Origin of the sequence: Brevundimonas sp. (genome assembly GCF_036963785.1) — a bacterium.
Taxonomy (GTDB): Bacteria; Pseudomonadota; Alphaproteobacteria; order Caulobacterales; family Caulobacteraceae; genus Brevundimonas.
On sequence record NZ_JBALUS010000001.1, the window covers coordinates 595,532 to 608,937 of the forward strand.

The 13,406-nt window shown below is 66.3% G+C and carries 16 protein-coding genes; 4 read left to right on the plus strand and 12 right to left on the minus strand.

Features of this window, described 5'->3' with window-relative positions; genetic code table 11:
- Position 1 precedes the first annotated feature (1 nt).
- The 10 genes from V7672_RS02975 to coxB all read right to left on the minus strand — a co-directional run bounded on the left by V7672_RS02975 (position 2) and on the right by coxB (position 8,412).
- Positions 2–625 (minus strand): GNAT family N-acetyltransferase, encoded by a 624-nt coding sequence (locus V7672_RS02975; protein ID WP_335623180.1) that lies wholly within the window; start codon positions 623–625, stop codon positions 2–4.
- Positions 626–634: 9 nt separating this feature from the next.
- Positions 635–1,966 (minus strand): M16 family metallopeptidase, encoded by a 1,332-nt coding sequence (locus tag V7672_RS02980; protein WP_442888783.1) that lies wholly within the window; start codon positions 1,964–1,966, stop codon positions 635–637.
- Positions 1,897–2,580, minus strand: a complete 684-nt coding sequence (locus V7672_RS02985) for an SURF1 family protein (RefSeq protein ID WP_335623181.1) — start codon at positions 2,578–2,580, stop codon at positions 1,897–1,899. Before V7672_RS02985 ends, V7672_RS02980 begins: the two co-directional genes overlap by 70 nt.
- The gene (locus tag V7672_RS02990) at positions 2,573–2,965 is read right to left on the minus strand and encodes a DUF983 domain-containing protein (protein WP_335623182.1); all 393 of its coding nucleotides are present in this window, start codon (positions 2,963–2,965) and stop codon (positions 2,573–2,575) included. Before V7672_RS02990 ends, V7672_RS02985 begins: the two co-directional genes overlap by 8 nt.
- Entirely contained in the window at positions 2,962–3,858 is an 897-nt protein-coding gene (locus V7672_RS02995; protein ID WP_335623183.1) for a cytochrome c oxidase subunit 3, read from the minus strand. Before V7672_RS02995 ends, V7672_RS02990 begins: the two co-directional genes overlap by 4 nt.
- Positions 3,859–3,906: 48 nt before the next feature.
- Positions 3,907–4,470 (minus strand): cytochrome c oxidase assembly protein, encoded by a 564-nt coding sequence (locus V7672_RS03000; protein WP_335623184.1) that lies wholly within the window; start codon positions 4,468–4,470, stop codon positions 3,907–3,909.
- A complete protein-coding gene (locus V7672_RS03005; protein ID WP_335623185.1) occupies positions 4,467–4,667 on the minus strand; it encodes a hypothetical protein in 201 nt (66 codons plus the stop codon). Before V7672_RS03005 ends, V7672_RS03000 begins: the two co-directional genes overlap by 4 nt.
- On the minus strand, positions 4,667–5,650 hold the full coding sequence (gene cyoE / locus V7672_RS03010) for a heme o synthase (RefSeq protein WP_335623186.1): 984 nt from the start codon (positions 5,648–5,650) through the stop codon (positions 4,667–4,669). The genes V7672_RS03005 and cyoE overlap by 1 nt, the downstream gene beginning before the upstream one ends.
- A gap of 109 nt (positions 5,651–5,759) precedes the next feature.
- Positions 5,760–7,412 (minus strand): cytochrome c oxidase subunit I, encoded by a 1,653-nt coding sequence (gene ctaD, locus V7672_RS03015; RefSeq protein WP_335623187.1) that lies wholly within the window; start codon positions 7,410–7,412, stop codon positions 5,760–5,762.
- A 25-nt stretch (positions 7,413–7,437) separates the two neighbouring features.
- Entirely contained in the window at positions 7,438–8,412 is a 975-nt protein-coding gene (gene coxB, locus V7672_RS03020) for a cytochrome c oxidase subunit II (protein ID WP_335623188.1), read from the minus strand.
- A 246-nt stretch (positions 8,413–8,658) separates the two neighbouring features.
- Between coxB and V7672_RS03025 the strand changes: the two genes are divergently transcribed.
- The 3 genes from V7672_RS03025 to V7672_RS03035 are packed head-to-tail and all read left to right on the plus strand — an operon-like array spanning position 8,659 to position 10,405.
- Complete coding sequence (locus V7672_RS03025; RefSeq protein WP_123285749.1) at positions 8,659–9,033, plus strand: PadR family transcriptional regulator; 375 nt, start codon at positions 8,659–8,661, stop codon at positions 9,031–9,033.
- Positions 9,030–9,599: a DUF1700 domain-containing protein gene (locus V7672_RS03030; protein WP_335623189.1), complete on the plus strand. Its 570-nt coding sequence runs from the start codon at positions 9,030–9,032 to the stop codon at positions 9,597–9,599. The genes V7672_RS03025 and V7672_RS03030 overlap by 4 nt, the downstream gene beginning before the upstream one ends.
- Positions 9,600–9,622: 23 nt before the next feature.
- On the plus strand, positions 9,623–10,405 hold the full coding sequence (locus V7672_RS03035; protein ID WP_335623190.1) for a GIN domain-containing protein: 783 nt from the start codon (positions 9,623–9,625) through the stop codon (positions 10,403–10,405).
- 52 nt (positions 10,406–10,457) lie between these two features.
- Here V7672_RS03035 and V7672_RS03040 read toward each other — a convergent pair whose 3' ends face one another.
- The gene (locus V7672_RS03040; RefSeq protein ID WP_335623191.1) at positions 10,458–10,721 is read right to left on the minus strand and encodes a hypothetical protein; all 264 of its coding nucleotides are present in this window, start codon (positions 10,719–10,721) and stop codon (positions 10,458–10,460) included.
- A gap of 183 nt (positions 10,722–10,904) precedes the next feature.
- Here V7672_RS03040 and tldD point away from each other — a divergent pair, with 183 nt between their 5' ends.
- Positions 10,905–12,344, plus strand: coding sequence for a metalloprotease TldD (tldD, locus tag V7672_RS03045; protein ID WP_335623192.1), 1,440 nt, complete (start codon positions 10,905–10,907; stop codon positions 12,342–12,344).
- Here the strand turns inward: tldD and V7672_RS03050 are convergent.
- Complete coding sequence (locus V7672_RS03050) at positions 12,341–13,330, minus strand: TraB/GumN family protein (protein ID WP_335623193.1); 990 nt, start codon at positions 13,328–13,330, stop codon at positions 12,341–12,343. The genes tldD and V7672_RS03050 overlap by 4 nt on opposite strands.
- Positions 13,331–13,406 lie beyond the last annotated feature (76 nt).

The window sequence follows — 13,406 nt, forward strand, 5'->3', positions numbered from 1 at the left end:
CTCACCCGCCTGAACGATCCTCATCCGGCGCTTTGGCCGCGCCACCCTCGTGCCGGTCATCGACACGTCCGAACAGTAGATGGTCTGACCAAGTGCCGTTAATTTTGAGATAAGCCCGGGCCATACCTTCGGACTCAAAGCCTGCCTTTTCCAGCACACGACGCGATGCGACGTTCCACGGCACACAGGCGGCCTCGACGCGGTGCAGGTTCAGGGTGTCGAACGCAAAGGCGACCATCCCCCGCACCGCCGCCGTGCAATAGCCCTTGCCGGCAAAGGTCTGGCCGATCCAGTAGCCGAGCGTTCCCGCCTCGCTGACCCCCCGGCGGATGTGGGACAGGGTCACCGCGCCGACCAGCTGGCCCGTCGAGGCCTCAAAGACAAAGAACGGCCAGGCCGTGCCCAGATCCATCTCTCGGCCGTAAAGCGCCAGACGCCGGCGAAAGGCGGGTCGGGTCAGGTCGTCCTCCGGCCAGGCGGGCTCGAAGGGCGCCAGATAGGCCTGCGAAGCCGCCCGGAGTGTGGCCCAGGCCTCGTAGTCCGCCGGACGGGGCGGGCGCAGCACAACCCCCTCCGACTGAAGGGTCGGGCCAGACCGCTCGCTGATCCAGTCCAGTAGGGCCATCCGTCAGGCTTATCCTGTCAGCGCGCGCTCGAACAGAAGGCCCGCCGACAGACCCGCGCGCGGCCCAAGCACCGCCGTGGCCGTCAGGCCGGGCGTCAGGCAGCTTGCCAGGGCCTCCTGCACATCCTCGCGGCTCTGCGACATGACCTCGTCCACCATGGCGTCGCTGCTGACCGGATCACCGAAGATGAGGGACTGGGTCGCCAGCCGCCCGGCGCGCGCCACGGGGCTTTCATCGGCCATGCGGATGCCGGCCCGGGCGACGGCGCGGGCCCGGTCCAGTTCGCGTTCGGTCGGACCATCGCTCACCAGCGCCCGGATCGTCTCGCCACAGACCTGGGCCAGTTCCCCTGCGCGATCAGCCGCAGCCCCGGCATAGAGGCCCAGCAGGCCGCAGTCCGTATAGCTCTCGTGGTAGGCATCGATGGCATAGGCCAGTCCGCGCTCTTCGCGCGCGGTCTGGAACAGGCGTGAGGCCATGCCGCCCCCCAGGATTTCGACGCCCAGCCGCAGCGCCGGCCTGCGCGGATCGGTGTGGCTGAGGCCCGGCAGCAGGAAGACGAGGTTCGACTGCTCGATCCGGCGGGCCAGTCGCGCCTCTCCGCCCACGAAATGCCCGGCCGGGACGGACGAGGCGGCGCGGGCAACACCTTGGGAGAAGCCGCGCTCGACAAGGGCCAGAAGCTGCGCCTCATCGACGGCACCGGACACCGACACGACGATCCGGTCGGGCCGGTACATATCGGCACGGAAGGCCCGGATGGCCTCATGGTCGATGGGGGCCAGCGTCTCGACCTCACCGAGGATGGCGCGCCCCAGAGGCTGCCCGTCGAATGCGCGCGCCTGGGCCATTTCAAAGACGTGGTCGTCGGGCGTGTCAAAGGCCTCGGCGATCTCCTGGGCGACGACGTCCTTCTCGCGCTCGACCTCTTCCGGATCGAATACCGGGTGGAAGATCAGGTCGGAAATCACCTGAAGCGCCGTCTCCAGCCCGTCGGCCATGGCCCGGACCTCGAAGACCGTCCGCTCATAGCCCGTCGAGGCATTGATCGAGCCGCCCCCCGCCTCGATCCGTTCGACGATCTCGCGGGCGGACATGTCGCCCGCCCCCTTGAACACCATATGCTCGAGGAAGTGGGACCAACCGGAATGCGCCGGGCTTTCATGGCGGGCGCCGGCGGCAATGGCCACGCAGACGGCCACGGTCTGCAGACCCGGAATCGGATCGCAGACGACGCGGACGCCGTTCGGCAGGGTGTGGGATCGCAGGGTCAGGACTTCAGCTTCCGGCGGAGCAAGGTGATATAGAAACCAACCAGTGCCAGCGCCAGTCCGAACCAGGTCAGGGCATAGCCGAGATGGTTGTTGGAAAAGGCAGCGGGAGGGGCCGAGGGCGTGAGCGCCTGCCACTCCGGCCATGCCGAGCCGGTGGCAAACAGCACATAGGGACGCACCGGTCCCTCGACGCCCAGGGCCCGGCTCATGGCCCCGGTGTCGCGGGCGTAGAAGCGGTTGCCCTCCGGCGGCGGGGCAAAGGCGCCGGGTGCCTCGACCCGACGAGCCTGGGCGGTGATGGCGGGGACGGCAGCAGGCTGTGTCGCCGGTCGGGCGCTCACCGTTTCCGGGACAAAGCCCAGATCGACCAGCCAGCCGTTGCAGCTGGAGATCAGACGCACGCCCGGCTGGCCATCCTGTATGGACTGCAGCTCGACATGCGGCTGGTTCTGGAAGTCACAGGCGAGCACGGCTGTGCGGAACTCCGGATCCGGCATCTGTCCCAGCGCCTCCAGCGAGACCGGCGGCAGGTCGGCGGCGGCCTCGGCCCGGGCGATCAGATCCTGCTTCCACTGCAGGCGCTGGACCTGCCACACGCCCAGCGACAGCAACAGGGCAAGGGCGAGAAGCGAGGCGACGGTCAGGCCCCAGGGAAAACCGGTGGCCTTCGGATCAGACATGGGGCGCGGCTCCGTGGGTGAGGTCGCGGATCTGAAGGGCGATCATGAGCCCCTTGCCCGGCCGCATCAGCCCGAGGGACAGGGCCAGGACCAGCGGCACCGCCACGATCAGCAGCACCCAGGTCGGGGGTGCGAAGGCAATCTGCAGACCCAGCGCCAGAAACGCCGAGATGCCGCCGGAGATCTGCATGATGAACACGGCCGCCCCGTCGCCGGTGTTCAGCCGGCTGAAGTCGGTGCCGCAGACCGCGCACCGATCCACGACCTTGAGAAAGCCGGAAAACAGCTTGCCCTCGCCGCAGGCCGGGCACCGGCAAAGCAAACCGGCGCGGATCGGGTTGATCCGCGCCGGCTGAAGATCGATCCCTGTGGGCTCGTCGATCACCCGAAGATGACGTAGACGAAGGCGAACAGGAACAGCCAGACCACGTCGACGAAGTGCCAGTACCAGGCTGCAGCCTCGAAGCCGAAATGCTTCTGCGGCGACATCTGACCGGCCATCAGGCGCAGCAGGCAGACGATCAGGAACAGCGTGCCGATCAGCACGTGGAACCCGTGGAAGCCGGTCGCCATGAAGAAGATCGACCCGTACAGGCCCGAGTTCACGGCTTCTTCGTTGAAGAACAGGTTCTCGTGGATGATGTGGTAATATTCGTACGCCTGAACGCTGGTGAACAGCACCCCCAGCAGCACGGTGATCAGCAGGCCCAGCTTGGCGCCCTTGCGGTCGCCGACCTGCAGCGCGTGGTGAGCCCAGGTGACCGTCGTACCGCTCAGCAGCAGGATGACGGTGTTCAGCAGCGGCAGCTGCCAGGCGTCCAGAGTCTCGATGCCCTTGGGCGGCCACAGCGTCGTGCCGTCAGCATTGGTCCAGGCGGTCGCCGTATCGGTCCAGAAGCTGATCGCCGGGATGTGGGCGCGCGCCTCGTTGTAGACGGACATTTCGAAGAACATCCAGAAGAAGGCCGCAAAGAACATGATTTCCGACGCGATGAACAGCACCATGCCGTAGCGCAGGCCGATCGAAACGACCGGGGTATGGTCACCCTGGCGGCTTTCCTTGATCACATCGCTCCACCAGCCGAACATCGAATAGAGCACACCGGCCAGACCGGCGAAGAACAGCCACTGGGTGCCGGCCTCAAGGCCGAACACGCCCTTCATCCAGGCAACAGCGCCCACCATCATCACCGTGACGGCGATCGAGGAGACCAGCGGCCACGGGCTGGGATTGACCAGGTGATAGTCGTGATGAGGAGCGGCGTGCGCGTCAGCCATTCTGGGGTCTCTTGCTCTCGGATAGACTCGTGATTGGCCCTATAGCGCTCACGATCCCGACGCGCCAGAGTTTGCCGTCACCGAAGCGACGTCAAAATCCTTCGTCGGGTAGAACGTGTAGCTGAGCGTGATCTGTGTCACGCCCCGGCCTTCGGGATCGGTGGCCAGTTCCGGGGCCACGAAATACTGGACCGGAAAGCGCATGGTCTCGCCTGCGGGGATGACCTGGCCGTCGAAGCAGAAGCACTGCAGCTTCTGGAAATAGGCCCCGGCCCGCTCGGGCACGACATTATAGGCGGCTGTGGCCCCGATCGGCTGATCGGAGGTGTTGGTCACCTCGAAATAGGCCATCCCGGTCTCGCCGATTCGCACGCGCTGCTGCAGCTGCTCGGCTTTGAAGGTCATCGGCAGGTTGCGGACATTGGTGTCGAAGCGGACCAGCACGGTTTCGTCCAGCACGACGTCCGGGGCCTTGTCGGCCTTGCGTACCGTGCCGTCAAAGCCGGTCACCTGACAGAACAGTTGATAGAGGGGCACGGCCGCAAAGGCGGCGCCGGTCATCAGCATGACCACACCGCCGCAGATCAGGGCGATCAGATTCTTGCGATTCATGATGCCCCTCCGGTGGCGGGGCCGGCCGGCTGGACCGGGGCCTCTGCAACGGCCCTGTTGGCGGAAGCGTCAGCAATGTTCTGCTTCAGGCGCAGGAAGGTCGTGAGAAACACCAGCACCATGAAGGCGACCAGACCCAGCGCGATCCACAGATTGCGGCGCTTGCGGGCGGTCAGTTCTTCTTCGGTCAGGCGCATCAGGGGCATACCAGGGTGGACGCGGGCAGGTTCTCGAGCAGAAGGGCCAGGAACAGCAGCATCAGATACAGGATTGAATAGGCGAACAGGTTCCGGGCCGGTTTGGCGTCAATCCGCACATCATACAATGCGGCCTCTCGTCCCACAGCCGGACCGCCGTGGGTGCGATCGGCCTCGGGCTGATCCCCTGCCCGGCTGCGCCACAAACGGAAGGCGAGCAGAAGGAACAGCAGGCCGCCGACGACCGACACGCCCAGATAGATCGCCCCCCCCAGGTCCGTCACGCCCGGCAGGATGGCGACGGGCACCAGTACCAGACTGTAGAGCAGGATCTGCAGGCGGGTAGATTTCGGCCCGCGCGCCACCGGCATCATCGGAATGCCCGCCCGCGCATAGTCACCGGCAGAATAGAGGGCCAGGGCCCAGCTGTGGGGCGGCGTCCAAAGGAAGATGATCAGGAACAGCAGCCAGGCCTGCCAGGGCGCGTCACCGGTCACGGCAGCCCAGCCGATCACCGGGGGAAACGCCCCCGCTGCGCCGCCGATGACGATGTTCTGCGGCGTCCGGCGCTTGAGCATCAGGGTGTAGAAACCGGCATAGTAGACGATGGTCAGCGCCAGCAGGCCCGCGGCGAACCAGTTGGTGTTCATGCCCAGCAGCATGACCGAGAACAGCGACAGGACCGCGCCATAGGCCAGGGCGTCGTTCTTTCTGACGCGACCGGCAGCGACGGGTCGGCCCCGGGTACGCTTCATCAGGGCATCGGTCTCGCCTTCCAGCCCCATGTTGAGGGCTCCGGCGGCGCCGGCGCCGACGGCGATGCACAGGATGGCGATGGCGGCGACCAGCGGATTCAGCTGACCTGGTGCAACCACCAGGCCCGTCACCGCCGTGAAGATGACCAGCGACATGACACGCGGCTTCAGCAGCTGGAAATAGTCACCGGGCTGGGCAGTCGACAGTCTGGGCCGCGTGTCGGTCATGGGTCGGAAGACCGTGTCGTTCTATGAAAGGTCGGGACCGTCCCCTCGTATGGAAGGGACGGTCCCGGGGACTTCAGGTTGGGCCGTCAGGCGCGGATGCGCCGTCGGGTCAGTGGTGTTTCTCGTCCTTGACCACCGGCAGTTCGTTGAACTGGTGATGCGGCGGCGGCGACGACAGCGTCCATTCCAGGGTGGTGGCGCCTTCGCCCCAGGGATTGGCGACGCCCGGACGGCGACGGATGGCGGCCTCGATCAGCACGATCAGGAAGACCAGCACACCGACCACGGTGATCACATAGCCCCACGACGACACCTGGTTCCAGAAGGTATAGGCCTCCGGATAGTCGATGTAGCGACGCGGCATGCCCTGCAGGCCGAGGAAGTGCTGCGGGAAGAAGACCACGTTCACGCCAATGAACATGATCCAGAAGTGCAGAGTTCCTAGGAACTCGTTGTACTTCACGCCGAACATCTTTTCGAACCAGTAGTAGAAGCCCGCGAAGATGGCGAACACCGCGCCCAGCGACAGCACATAGTGGAAGTGGGCCACGACGTAATAGGTGTCGTGGAAGCTGTAATCGATGCCGGCGTTGGCCAGAACCACACCGGTCACGCCGCCGATGGTGAACAGGAAGATGAAGCCGACGGCCCACAGCATGGGCGTCTTGAAGTCGATGGACCCGCCCCACATGGTCGCGATCCAGCTGAATATCTTCACCCCCGTCGGCACGGCGATGACCATGGTCGCGGCGATGAAATAGGCCCGCAGGTTCACGGTCATGCCGACGGTGTACATGTGGTGCGCCCACACGACGAAGCCGATGAAACCGATGGCCACCATGGCGTAGGCCATGGCCAGATAGCCGAACACGGGCTTCTTCGAGAAGGTCGAGACGATGTGGCTGATGATGCCGAAGCCCGGCAGGATCAGGATGTAGACCTCGGGGTGGCCGAAGAACCAGAACAGGTGCTGGAACATCACCGGGTCGCCACCACCGGCGGGGTCGAAGAACGACGTGCCGAAGTTGCGGTCAGTCAGCAGCATGGTGATGGCGCCCGCCAGGACCGGCAGCGACAGCAGCAGCAGGAAGGCGGTGATCAGCACGGACCAAGCGAACAGCGGCATCCGGTGCAGGGTCATGCCCGGCGCGCGCATGTTGAAGATGGTGGTGATGAAGTTGATGGCGCCCAGGATCGACGAGGCGCCCGCGACGTGCAGGGCAAAGATCGCCAGATCCATGGCCGGGCCGGTATGCCCCATGGTCGACAGCGGCGGATAGATGGTCCAGCCCCCGCCAAAGCCCTTGCCCGGTCCGCCGTCGACGAACATCGACAGGCACAGCAGAATCCAGGCCGCGACCAGCAGCCAGAAGGAGACGTTGTTCATGCGCGGGAAGGCCATGTCCGGCGCGCCGATCATGATCGGCACGAACCAGTTGCCGAAGCCGCCGATCATGGCCGGCATGACCATGAAGAAGATCATGATCAGGGCGTGGGCCGTGACCGTGACGTTATAGCCATGCTTTGACGCCTCAACGAGGCCCAGCTGCTCGATCAGCCCGCCCTGCACGAACACCTGCATGCCCGGCTCGGCCAGCTCCCAGCGGATCAGGCCCGACAGGGCACCGCCGACGATACCCGCCATGATGGCGAAGATCAGATAGAGGGTGCCGATGTCCTTGTGATTGGTCGACAGGAACCAGCGGGTGAAGAACCCGGGCTTGTGGTCGTGATCGTCGTGGGCGGCGTGTGCGGTGGCCATGGTCGTTTCGGGGCTCTCGCGTAACTTATTGAGCGGCGGCGGGCGTAGCCGCCGGTTCGGTGGTGGCGGCATCGGCCGCCGTCTCAGGGGTCGCATCGGCGGCCGGAGCCGCTTCGGCAGCGGTGGCTTCAGCCGCAGCAGCGGCCTCGGCGTCCGCAGCCGCTGTCATGGAGCCGCCCTTCGAGGCGACCCAGGCAGCGAACTCGGCTTCGGTCACCACACGGATTTCGATGGGCATGAAGGCGTGGTCGACGCCGCACAGCTCCGAGCACTGGCCGTAATAGACGCCGGTGCGTTCCGCGTTGAACCAGGTTTCGTTGGTGCGGCCGGGGACGGCATCGGTCTTCAGACCGAAGGCCGGCAGGGCCACCGAGTGAATCACATCCGACGCCGTGATCAGCAGACGCACCGTCTTGCCGACCGGCACCACCATGGCCTCGTCCGCAGCCAGGCGGTACGGGACATTGCGGGCCTGCGCCTCGTCTTCCGGCAGCATGTTCGAGATGTACTCGGGCACGGCCTGGTCGGGATATTCATAGCCCCAGTTCCACTGGTTGCCGGTGACCTTCACGGTCAGGTCCGGCTCAGGCATGGCCTCGTACTTGTACAGAAGCCGGAACGAGAAGATGGCGATCACGAGCAGGATCACGACCGGAACGATGGTCCAGATCACCTCGATCAGGGTGTTGTGGCTCCACTTGGCCGGAACCGGATTGGCCTTCTTGTTGTAGCGGACCGCAACCCAGATCAGCAGGCCCAGCACGAACAGGCTGATGACCGTGATGACCGGCAGCAGGATCACATCGTGGAACCAGATGGCATCGTGCTTCAGCGGCGACGCAGCCGGTTGCAGGGCAATGCCCCCCGCGCCCGGAGTCGGTTGACCCAGCAGATCCTGGGCCAGGGCGGGCATGGCCGAAGCCCCCACCATGATCGTGGCGCCGACCGAAGCGGCCATTGCCGCCGTGGCTGCCTTAAGGGCGCGAATGCCCGATGCCATCGCAGACGTCCTCATCTCAGTCTTTCCTACGAGCGATCTGCGAATGGATCGCAGACGCACCCGGCCCCTCGGGCGTAGAGTGATGGCCGGTCCTTATCCCCCCGCTTCGCGCTTGCCAAGCGATGGAGGCGTATCAATGCGCTCCATGTCGCCGCACCCCGATATTAAATCGTCGTCATGTTGTGCAAGCTACCTTGCGTCGCCCAATAGCTTGCGATAGCGAATGAGCCATCAAAGGAGGCTGATTTGCCCGAGCCGATTGAAATACAGCTTAAGAAGGGAGTGCTGGGCCTGTGCGTCCTGGCCCTGCTCGCCCGCGATGACAGCTATGCCTATGAGATCGCCAGTCGCCTGTCCGACGCGATCGATATGGGCGAAGGCACCATCTATCCGCTGATGCGCCGCATGCAGACCGATGGCTGGGTCGAGACCTATCTGGTCGAATCACCCGCCGGCCCTTCGCGGAAATACTACCGCCTGACCGACGCCGGCCGGCGCGCCCTGGAAGACCAGGGCCGCGAGTGGCGGCGCTTTGCCAAGGCCGTCGATGACCTGATCACCGAGGCGGACACGCCCGTGCCCGCCACCACAGACACGCAAGAGGGGGGAGCTGCCCAATGACACGCGCCGAATTCATGTCCCGGCTCAAGAAGGGTCTGGTCGGCATGCCGACCAGCACCGCCGCAGAGGTCCTCAATGATTATGAGGCCCATTTCGATGACGGTCTGGCCGAGGGCCGCAGCGAGGCCGAGGTGGCTGCAGCGCTTGGCAATCCGGACCGCCTGGCCCGCGAGCTGAAGGCCGAGGCCGGCATCCGTCGCTGGCACCAGGAACAGAACCCGTCCTCCGCGACGGCCGCCATTCTGGCGGTGCTGGGACTGGGCGCCATCGACATCCTGTTCTTGCTTCCGCTGCTGATGAGCCTGATCGGTGTCATCCTGGGCGGATACGCAGCCGCGCTGGGGACCTTCGTCGCCGGAGTCGGCATCATGGTGGTGGGCCCGATCGCCGGAGCCCCCGGCGGTCCCTTTGCCGCCATCCTCGCCGGACTGGGCCTGATGGCTGCGTCCGTCACGGGTGCCGCCCTGCTGACCGTGCTGACCATCTGGCTGGTCAACGGCGTCGTCTGGTTCGCCCGTCTTCACTATCGCCTGCTCAAGCCCGCGCTTGAGCCGCAGGTCGCCTGACCCCCATTCCCCGGAGAAACATCATGATCCGCACATCCCTGATCATTGCCGCCGCCGGGCTGGTACTGACCCTCATCTGTCTCGGCGGGGCCTTTGCCCTCGGCGGGCGCGATCTGGCCGCGCACGGCTGGTCCTGGACCGTCTTTGACCGCGACGGCCATCCTGTCCGCTTCGAGCGGGTGCGAAATGCCGACGCCCATAGCACCGGCCCCGAGGTCACCCGCACCCTCGCCTGGGACGGCACTGACACCCTCGTCATGGATTTCGACGGCGACGTCGAATACGTCCAGGGCGACACTGCGGGCGTGACCGTCACCGGCCCCGAAGGGCTGGTCGATCGGGTCGAGATCACCCAGGGGCGCATTCGCCTGAAGGACGGCGAGGACCAGGTCTATCTCAGCTGGGATGATGGTGGCCTTCGCGGCTGGAGTCCTCGCGACGATCTGCGGATTGTCGTGACCGCGCCCGACGTGACCCGCTTTCGCCTCAACGGCTCCGGCCATATCGACATCCGCGCCTATGACCAGGACCAGATGGATCTCGGCATTTCAGGCTCGGGGGAAATCGAGGCCGAGGGGCGCGCCCGCGCCCTGGCGCTCGACATCTCAGGCTCGGGGGAAGTCGATCTGGACACCCTCGAGCTCGCCGACGCCGACGTGACCGTGTCGGGCTCGGGCGAGGCGCGGCTGGGGCCCACGGGCCGCGCGGCCGTCGCCATCTCCGGATCTGGCGATGTCACGCTGACGCGTCGCCCGGCAAGCCTGGACAGCCGGATCTCGGGATCGGGCGATATCCGTCAACCCTGAAAGCCGACGTCAGGAACCGGGCATGTCCCCGGCTCCTGACGCGGTCTTCCGATTATTGTGCCGGGAGGGTGTCGGAGCTCTGCGGCTGGCCATCCGTCGTCAGCGCACCGTCCTGGGGCTGGCTTGCGTCGGCGGCCGCGCGATTCGCGGTGGCTTCCAGCTGGGCGTCGCTGACAGCCCCCTCGGGCATTTCCGTGGTGACTTCCGCTTCGGCGACCGAGGTTTCCGCCTCGGCGGTGCGCTCATTGTTACCGCAGGCGGACAGAGCCAGGGCGGCGGCAGCGGCAAAGGCGGCGGTCAGTACGGTCGTTTTCATCATCAAGGCTCCGGACCGGCGGTGAAGCGGGATATCCGCGTGCAGAACCCGCCGGGGTCGTCCCCGATTTAACGGCCGCGCTTGGCCAGGGTTCCGACACATTTGGCCTGCCCGCCGGTCGCCGCAGAGGACTTTCAGGGCGGAACCGGTGACTTCGCTCCCCTCACCGCCTATCTCACTGCAATGACCCACTCCTCCACCCCCGCCCCCTCTCCCTCCCTGCTGGAGGCTGCCGACCTGTCGCCCGAAGCCGCGCGGTCGGTCCTCGCCGGTGCCATGGCGGGTGCCGACGACGGCGAACTCTTTCTGGAGCGGGCCGAGACCGAATCGCTGGTGTTCGACGACGGGCGGCTGAAGGCGGCATCGTACGACGCCCACGAAGGATTCGGCCTTCGCGTCGTGTCGGACGAGACCGCCGGCTATGCCCATTCCAGCGTGGTGGACGCGGCTTCGATCGGGCGGGCGGCGGAGACGGCTTCGCTGGCAACCCAGGGCCGCACCGGCACACAGGCCGAGGCGCCGCTTTCGACCAACCAGCAGCTCTATGCCCCGGACGACCCGCTGGCATCCCCGGCCTTTTCCGAAAAGATCGCGCTGCTGTCCGAAATCGACGCCTGGGCGCGGGCGCGCGATCCCCGCGTGGTTCAGGTGTCGGTCTCGCTGGCCGGCGAGCATCGCGACATCGAGATCCTTCGCGCCGACGGGCGTGGCGTCCGCGACATCCGTCCGCTCGTCAGGCTGAACGTCTCCGTCACGGTCGAACAGAATGGTCGCCGCGAGAGCGCCTCAGCCGGGGCCGGAGGCCGGGCCGGCTTCGAGGCCTGGATCGCGCCCGACCGATGGCAGGCCCAGGTCGACGAGGCCCTCCGTCAGGCGCTGGTCAATCTCGAGGCTGTTGATTGCCCGGCCGGGGAGATGGATGTGGTGCTGGGCGCGGGCTGGCCCGGTGTGCTGCTGCACGAAGCGGTCGGCCACGGCTTCGAGGGCGATTTCCACCGCAAGGGCAGCTCGGTCTTCTCCGGCATGATGGGCAAGCGGGTGGCCGCCCCCGGCGTGACCGTCGTCGACGACGGCTCCATCGCGGGGCGTCGCGGCTCGCTGACCGTCGATGACGAGGGCACGCCCACCTCTCGCACGGTCCTGATCGAGGACGGCATCATGGTGGGCCTGATGCACGACCGGCTGAGCGCCCGAAAGCTGGGCGCCCGGGCGACCGGCAATGCCCGCCGCCAGTCCTTTGCCCACCCCCCCATGCCCCGCATGACCAACACCTTCATGGAAGGCGGCAAGGACAGCCGCGCCGACATGATCGCGTCAACGAAGCGGGGCCTCTATGCCGCCAATTTCGGCGGCGGTCAGGTCGACATTACCAACGGCAAATTCGTCTTCCAGTGCACCGAGGCCTATCTGATCGAGGACGGTCGGATCACAGCACCGGTCCGGGGTGCGACCCTGATCGGGGACGGCGCCACGGCCCTGACCAATATCACCATGATCGGCGACGACTTCTCGTTCGATCCCGGCGTGGGTGTCTGCGGCAAGGGCGGACAGGGCGTGCCCGTCGGCATCGGCCAGCCGAGCCTGAAGATCGGCGGCCTGACGGTCGGCGGGACTGCGCTTTAGTCCCCGGCCTGATCGGCGCGCCAATCGGGTCCGATGATCTCGAAGCCGCGCCGTTCCATATCGTCGAGCACGCCGCCCGTCTCGGCCAGCACGCGCAGCGGCGCGACCGCGAGGGTCACGCCCGGCTCGCGCAGGGCACCCTCGACGGCGCTGATCCACTGGCCACGCAGAAGGGTCCCGAGGGCGGGGTCACCCCATGGCCAGCATTGCGACAGGGCGCCCTCGATCGGCGACTCCATGACGGCCGGCACATCGAAGCGGATCCAGGCCTGGCCACGCGCCTCGACAGCCGGTCGACCGGCTTCTCCCGCAACGATCGCGGCCTCGATGCACGGCACCCAGGTTTCAGGGCGGCGGGTCAGCAGGTCGTCGATCACCGCGTCGCCCCGGACACTGCCGATGGAGGTGACCGGCACCCGCGCGCGCCGTGCGGCGCGGCGCACCACCTCTCCGACCTTCTGATTGCCGCGATCGCGCATCCCTAACCGGTCCGACAACAGTTCGCTGCTCAGGATCAGAAAGCTGTCGCGCGACCAGTCCTCGTCATAGGTGGCCTCCAGCGCGTCGAGGCGGGCCTGCCACTCCGGCGACAGATAGTCGGCAGTCGTCCGGCCCTCGGGCATGCGGGTCAGGGTGCGCGACCGCCAGATAACCCGGAACAGGTCTGCGGGAGAGGCGGAAACATGCTGGGGGAAATAGACCCGTTGGGCCTGACGGGTGGCCTGTTCCAGCGCATCCGGTCGCCACTCTATGCCGGCCGGTACCGCCTGGATGGCGCCGACCAGCAGGACGGTCGAGTCGCCCCGGGTCACCTCCCACATGGGCGCTCCGGACCGCCGGGCGGTGACGATGATCTCGTCGACCGTGGTTTCGCTGTCCTGCGCCTGGACGGGCTGGGGGGCGACCATGACCGCCACCACACAGGCAATCAGGGCAAGCGATGCTTTCGCCACCCCGCCGCCCCAAACATTACGCGCAAGTAACATGATGTATTGCCTGTCATGAAGCGGATTTAACCTACTTATCCTACTTGTAACTGGCTCACGTCAACTTGAAAGACGA

What these genes read in the sequence shown, in the direction of transcription:
- V7672_RS02975 (WP_335623180.1), bottom strand. Translation starts at nt 625, where the DNA reads ATGGCCCTACTGGACTGGATCAGCGAGCGGTCTGGCCCGACCCTTCAG.
- V7672_RS02985 (WP_335623181.1), bottom strand. Translation starts at nt 2,580, where the DNA reads ATGTCTGATCCGAAGGCCACCGGTTTTCCCTGGGGCCTGACCGTCGCC.
- V7672_RS02995 (WP_335623183.1), bottom strand. Translation starts at nt 3,858, where the DNA reads ATGGCTGACGCGCACGCCGCTCCTCATCACGACTATCACCTGGTCAAT.
- V7672_RS03000 (WP_335623184.1), bottom strand. Translation starts at nt 4,470, where the DNA reads ATGAATCGCAAGAATCTGATCGCCCTGATCTGCGGCGGTGTGGTCATG.
- V7672_RS03005 (WP_335623185.1), bottom strand. Translation starts at nt 4,667, where the DNA reads ATGCGCCTGACCGAAGAAGAACTGACCGCCCGCAAGCGCCGCAATCTG.
- cyoE (WP_335623186.1), bottom strand. Translation starts at nt 5,650, where the DNA reads ATGACCGACACGCGGCCCAGACTGTCGACTGCCCAGCCCGGTGACTAT.
- ctaD (WP_335623187.1), bottom strand. Translation starts at nt 7,412, where the DNA reads ATGGCCACCGCACACGCCGCCCACGACGATCACGACCACAAGCCCGGG.
- coxB (WP_335623188.1), bottom strand. Translation starts at nt 8,412, where the DNA reads ATGGCATCGGGCATTCGCGCCCTTAAGGCAGCCACGGCGGCAATGGCC.
- V7672_RS03030 (WP_335623189.1), top strand. Translation starts at nt 9,030, where the DNA reads ATGACACGCGCCGAATTCATGTCCCGGCTCAAGAAGGGTCTGGTCGGC.
- V7672_RS03035 (WP_335623190.1), top strand. Translation starts at nt 9,623, where the DNA reads ATGATCCGCACATCCCTGATCATTGCCGCCGCCGGGCTGGTACTGACC.
- V7672_RS03040 (WP_335623191.1), bottom strand. Translation starts at nt 10,721, where the DNA reads ATGAAAACGACCGTACTGACCGCCGCCTTTGCCGCTGCCGCCGCCCTG.
- tldD (WP_335623192.1), top strand. Translation starts at nt 10,905, where the DNA reads ATGACCCACTCCTCCACCCCCGCCCCCTCTCCCTCCCTGCTGGAGGCT.
- V7672_RS03050 (WP_335623193.1), bottom strand. Translation starts at nt 13,330, where the DNA reads ATGTTACTTGCGCGTAATGTTTGGGGCGGCGGGGTGGCGAAAGCATCG.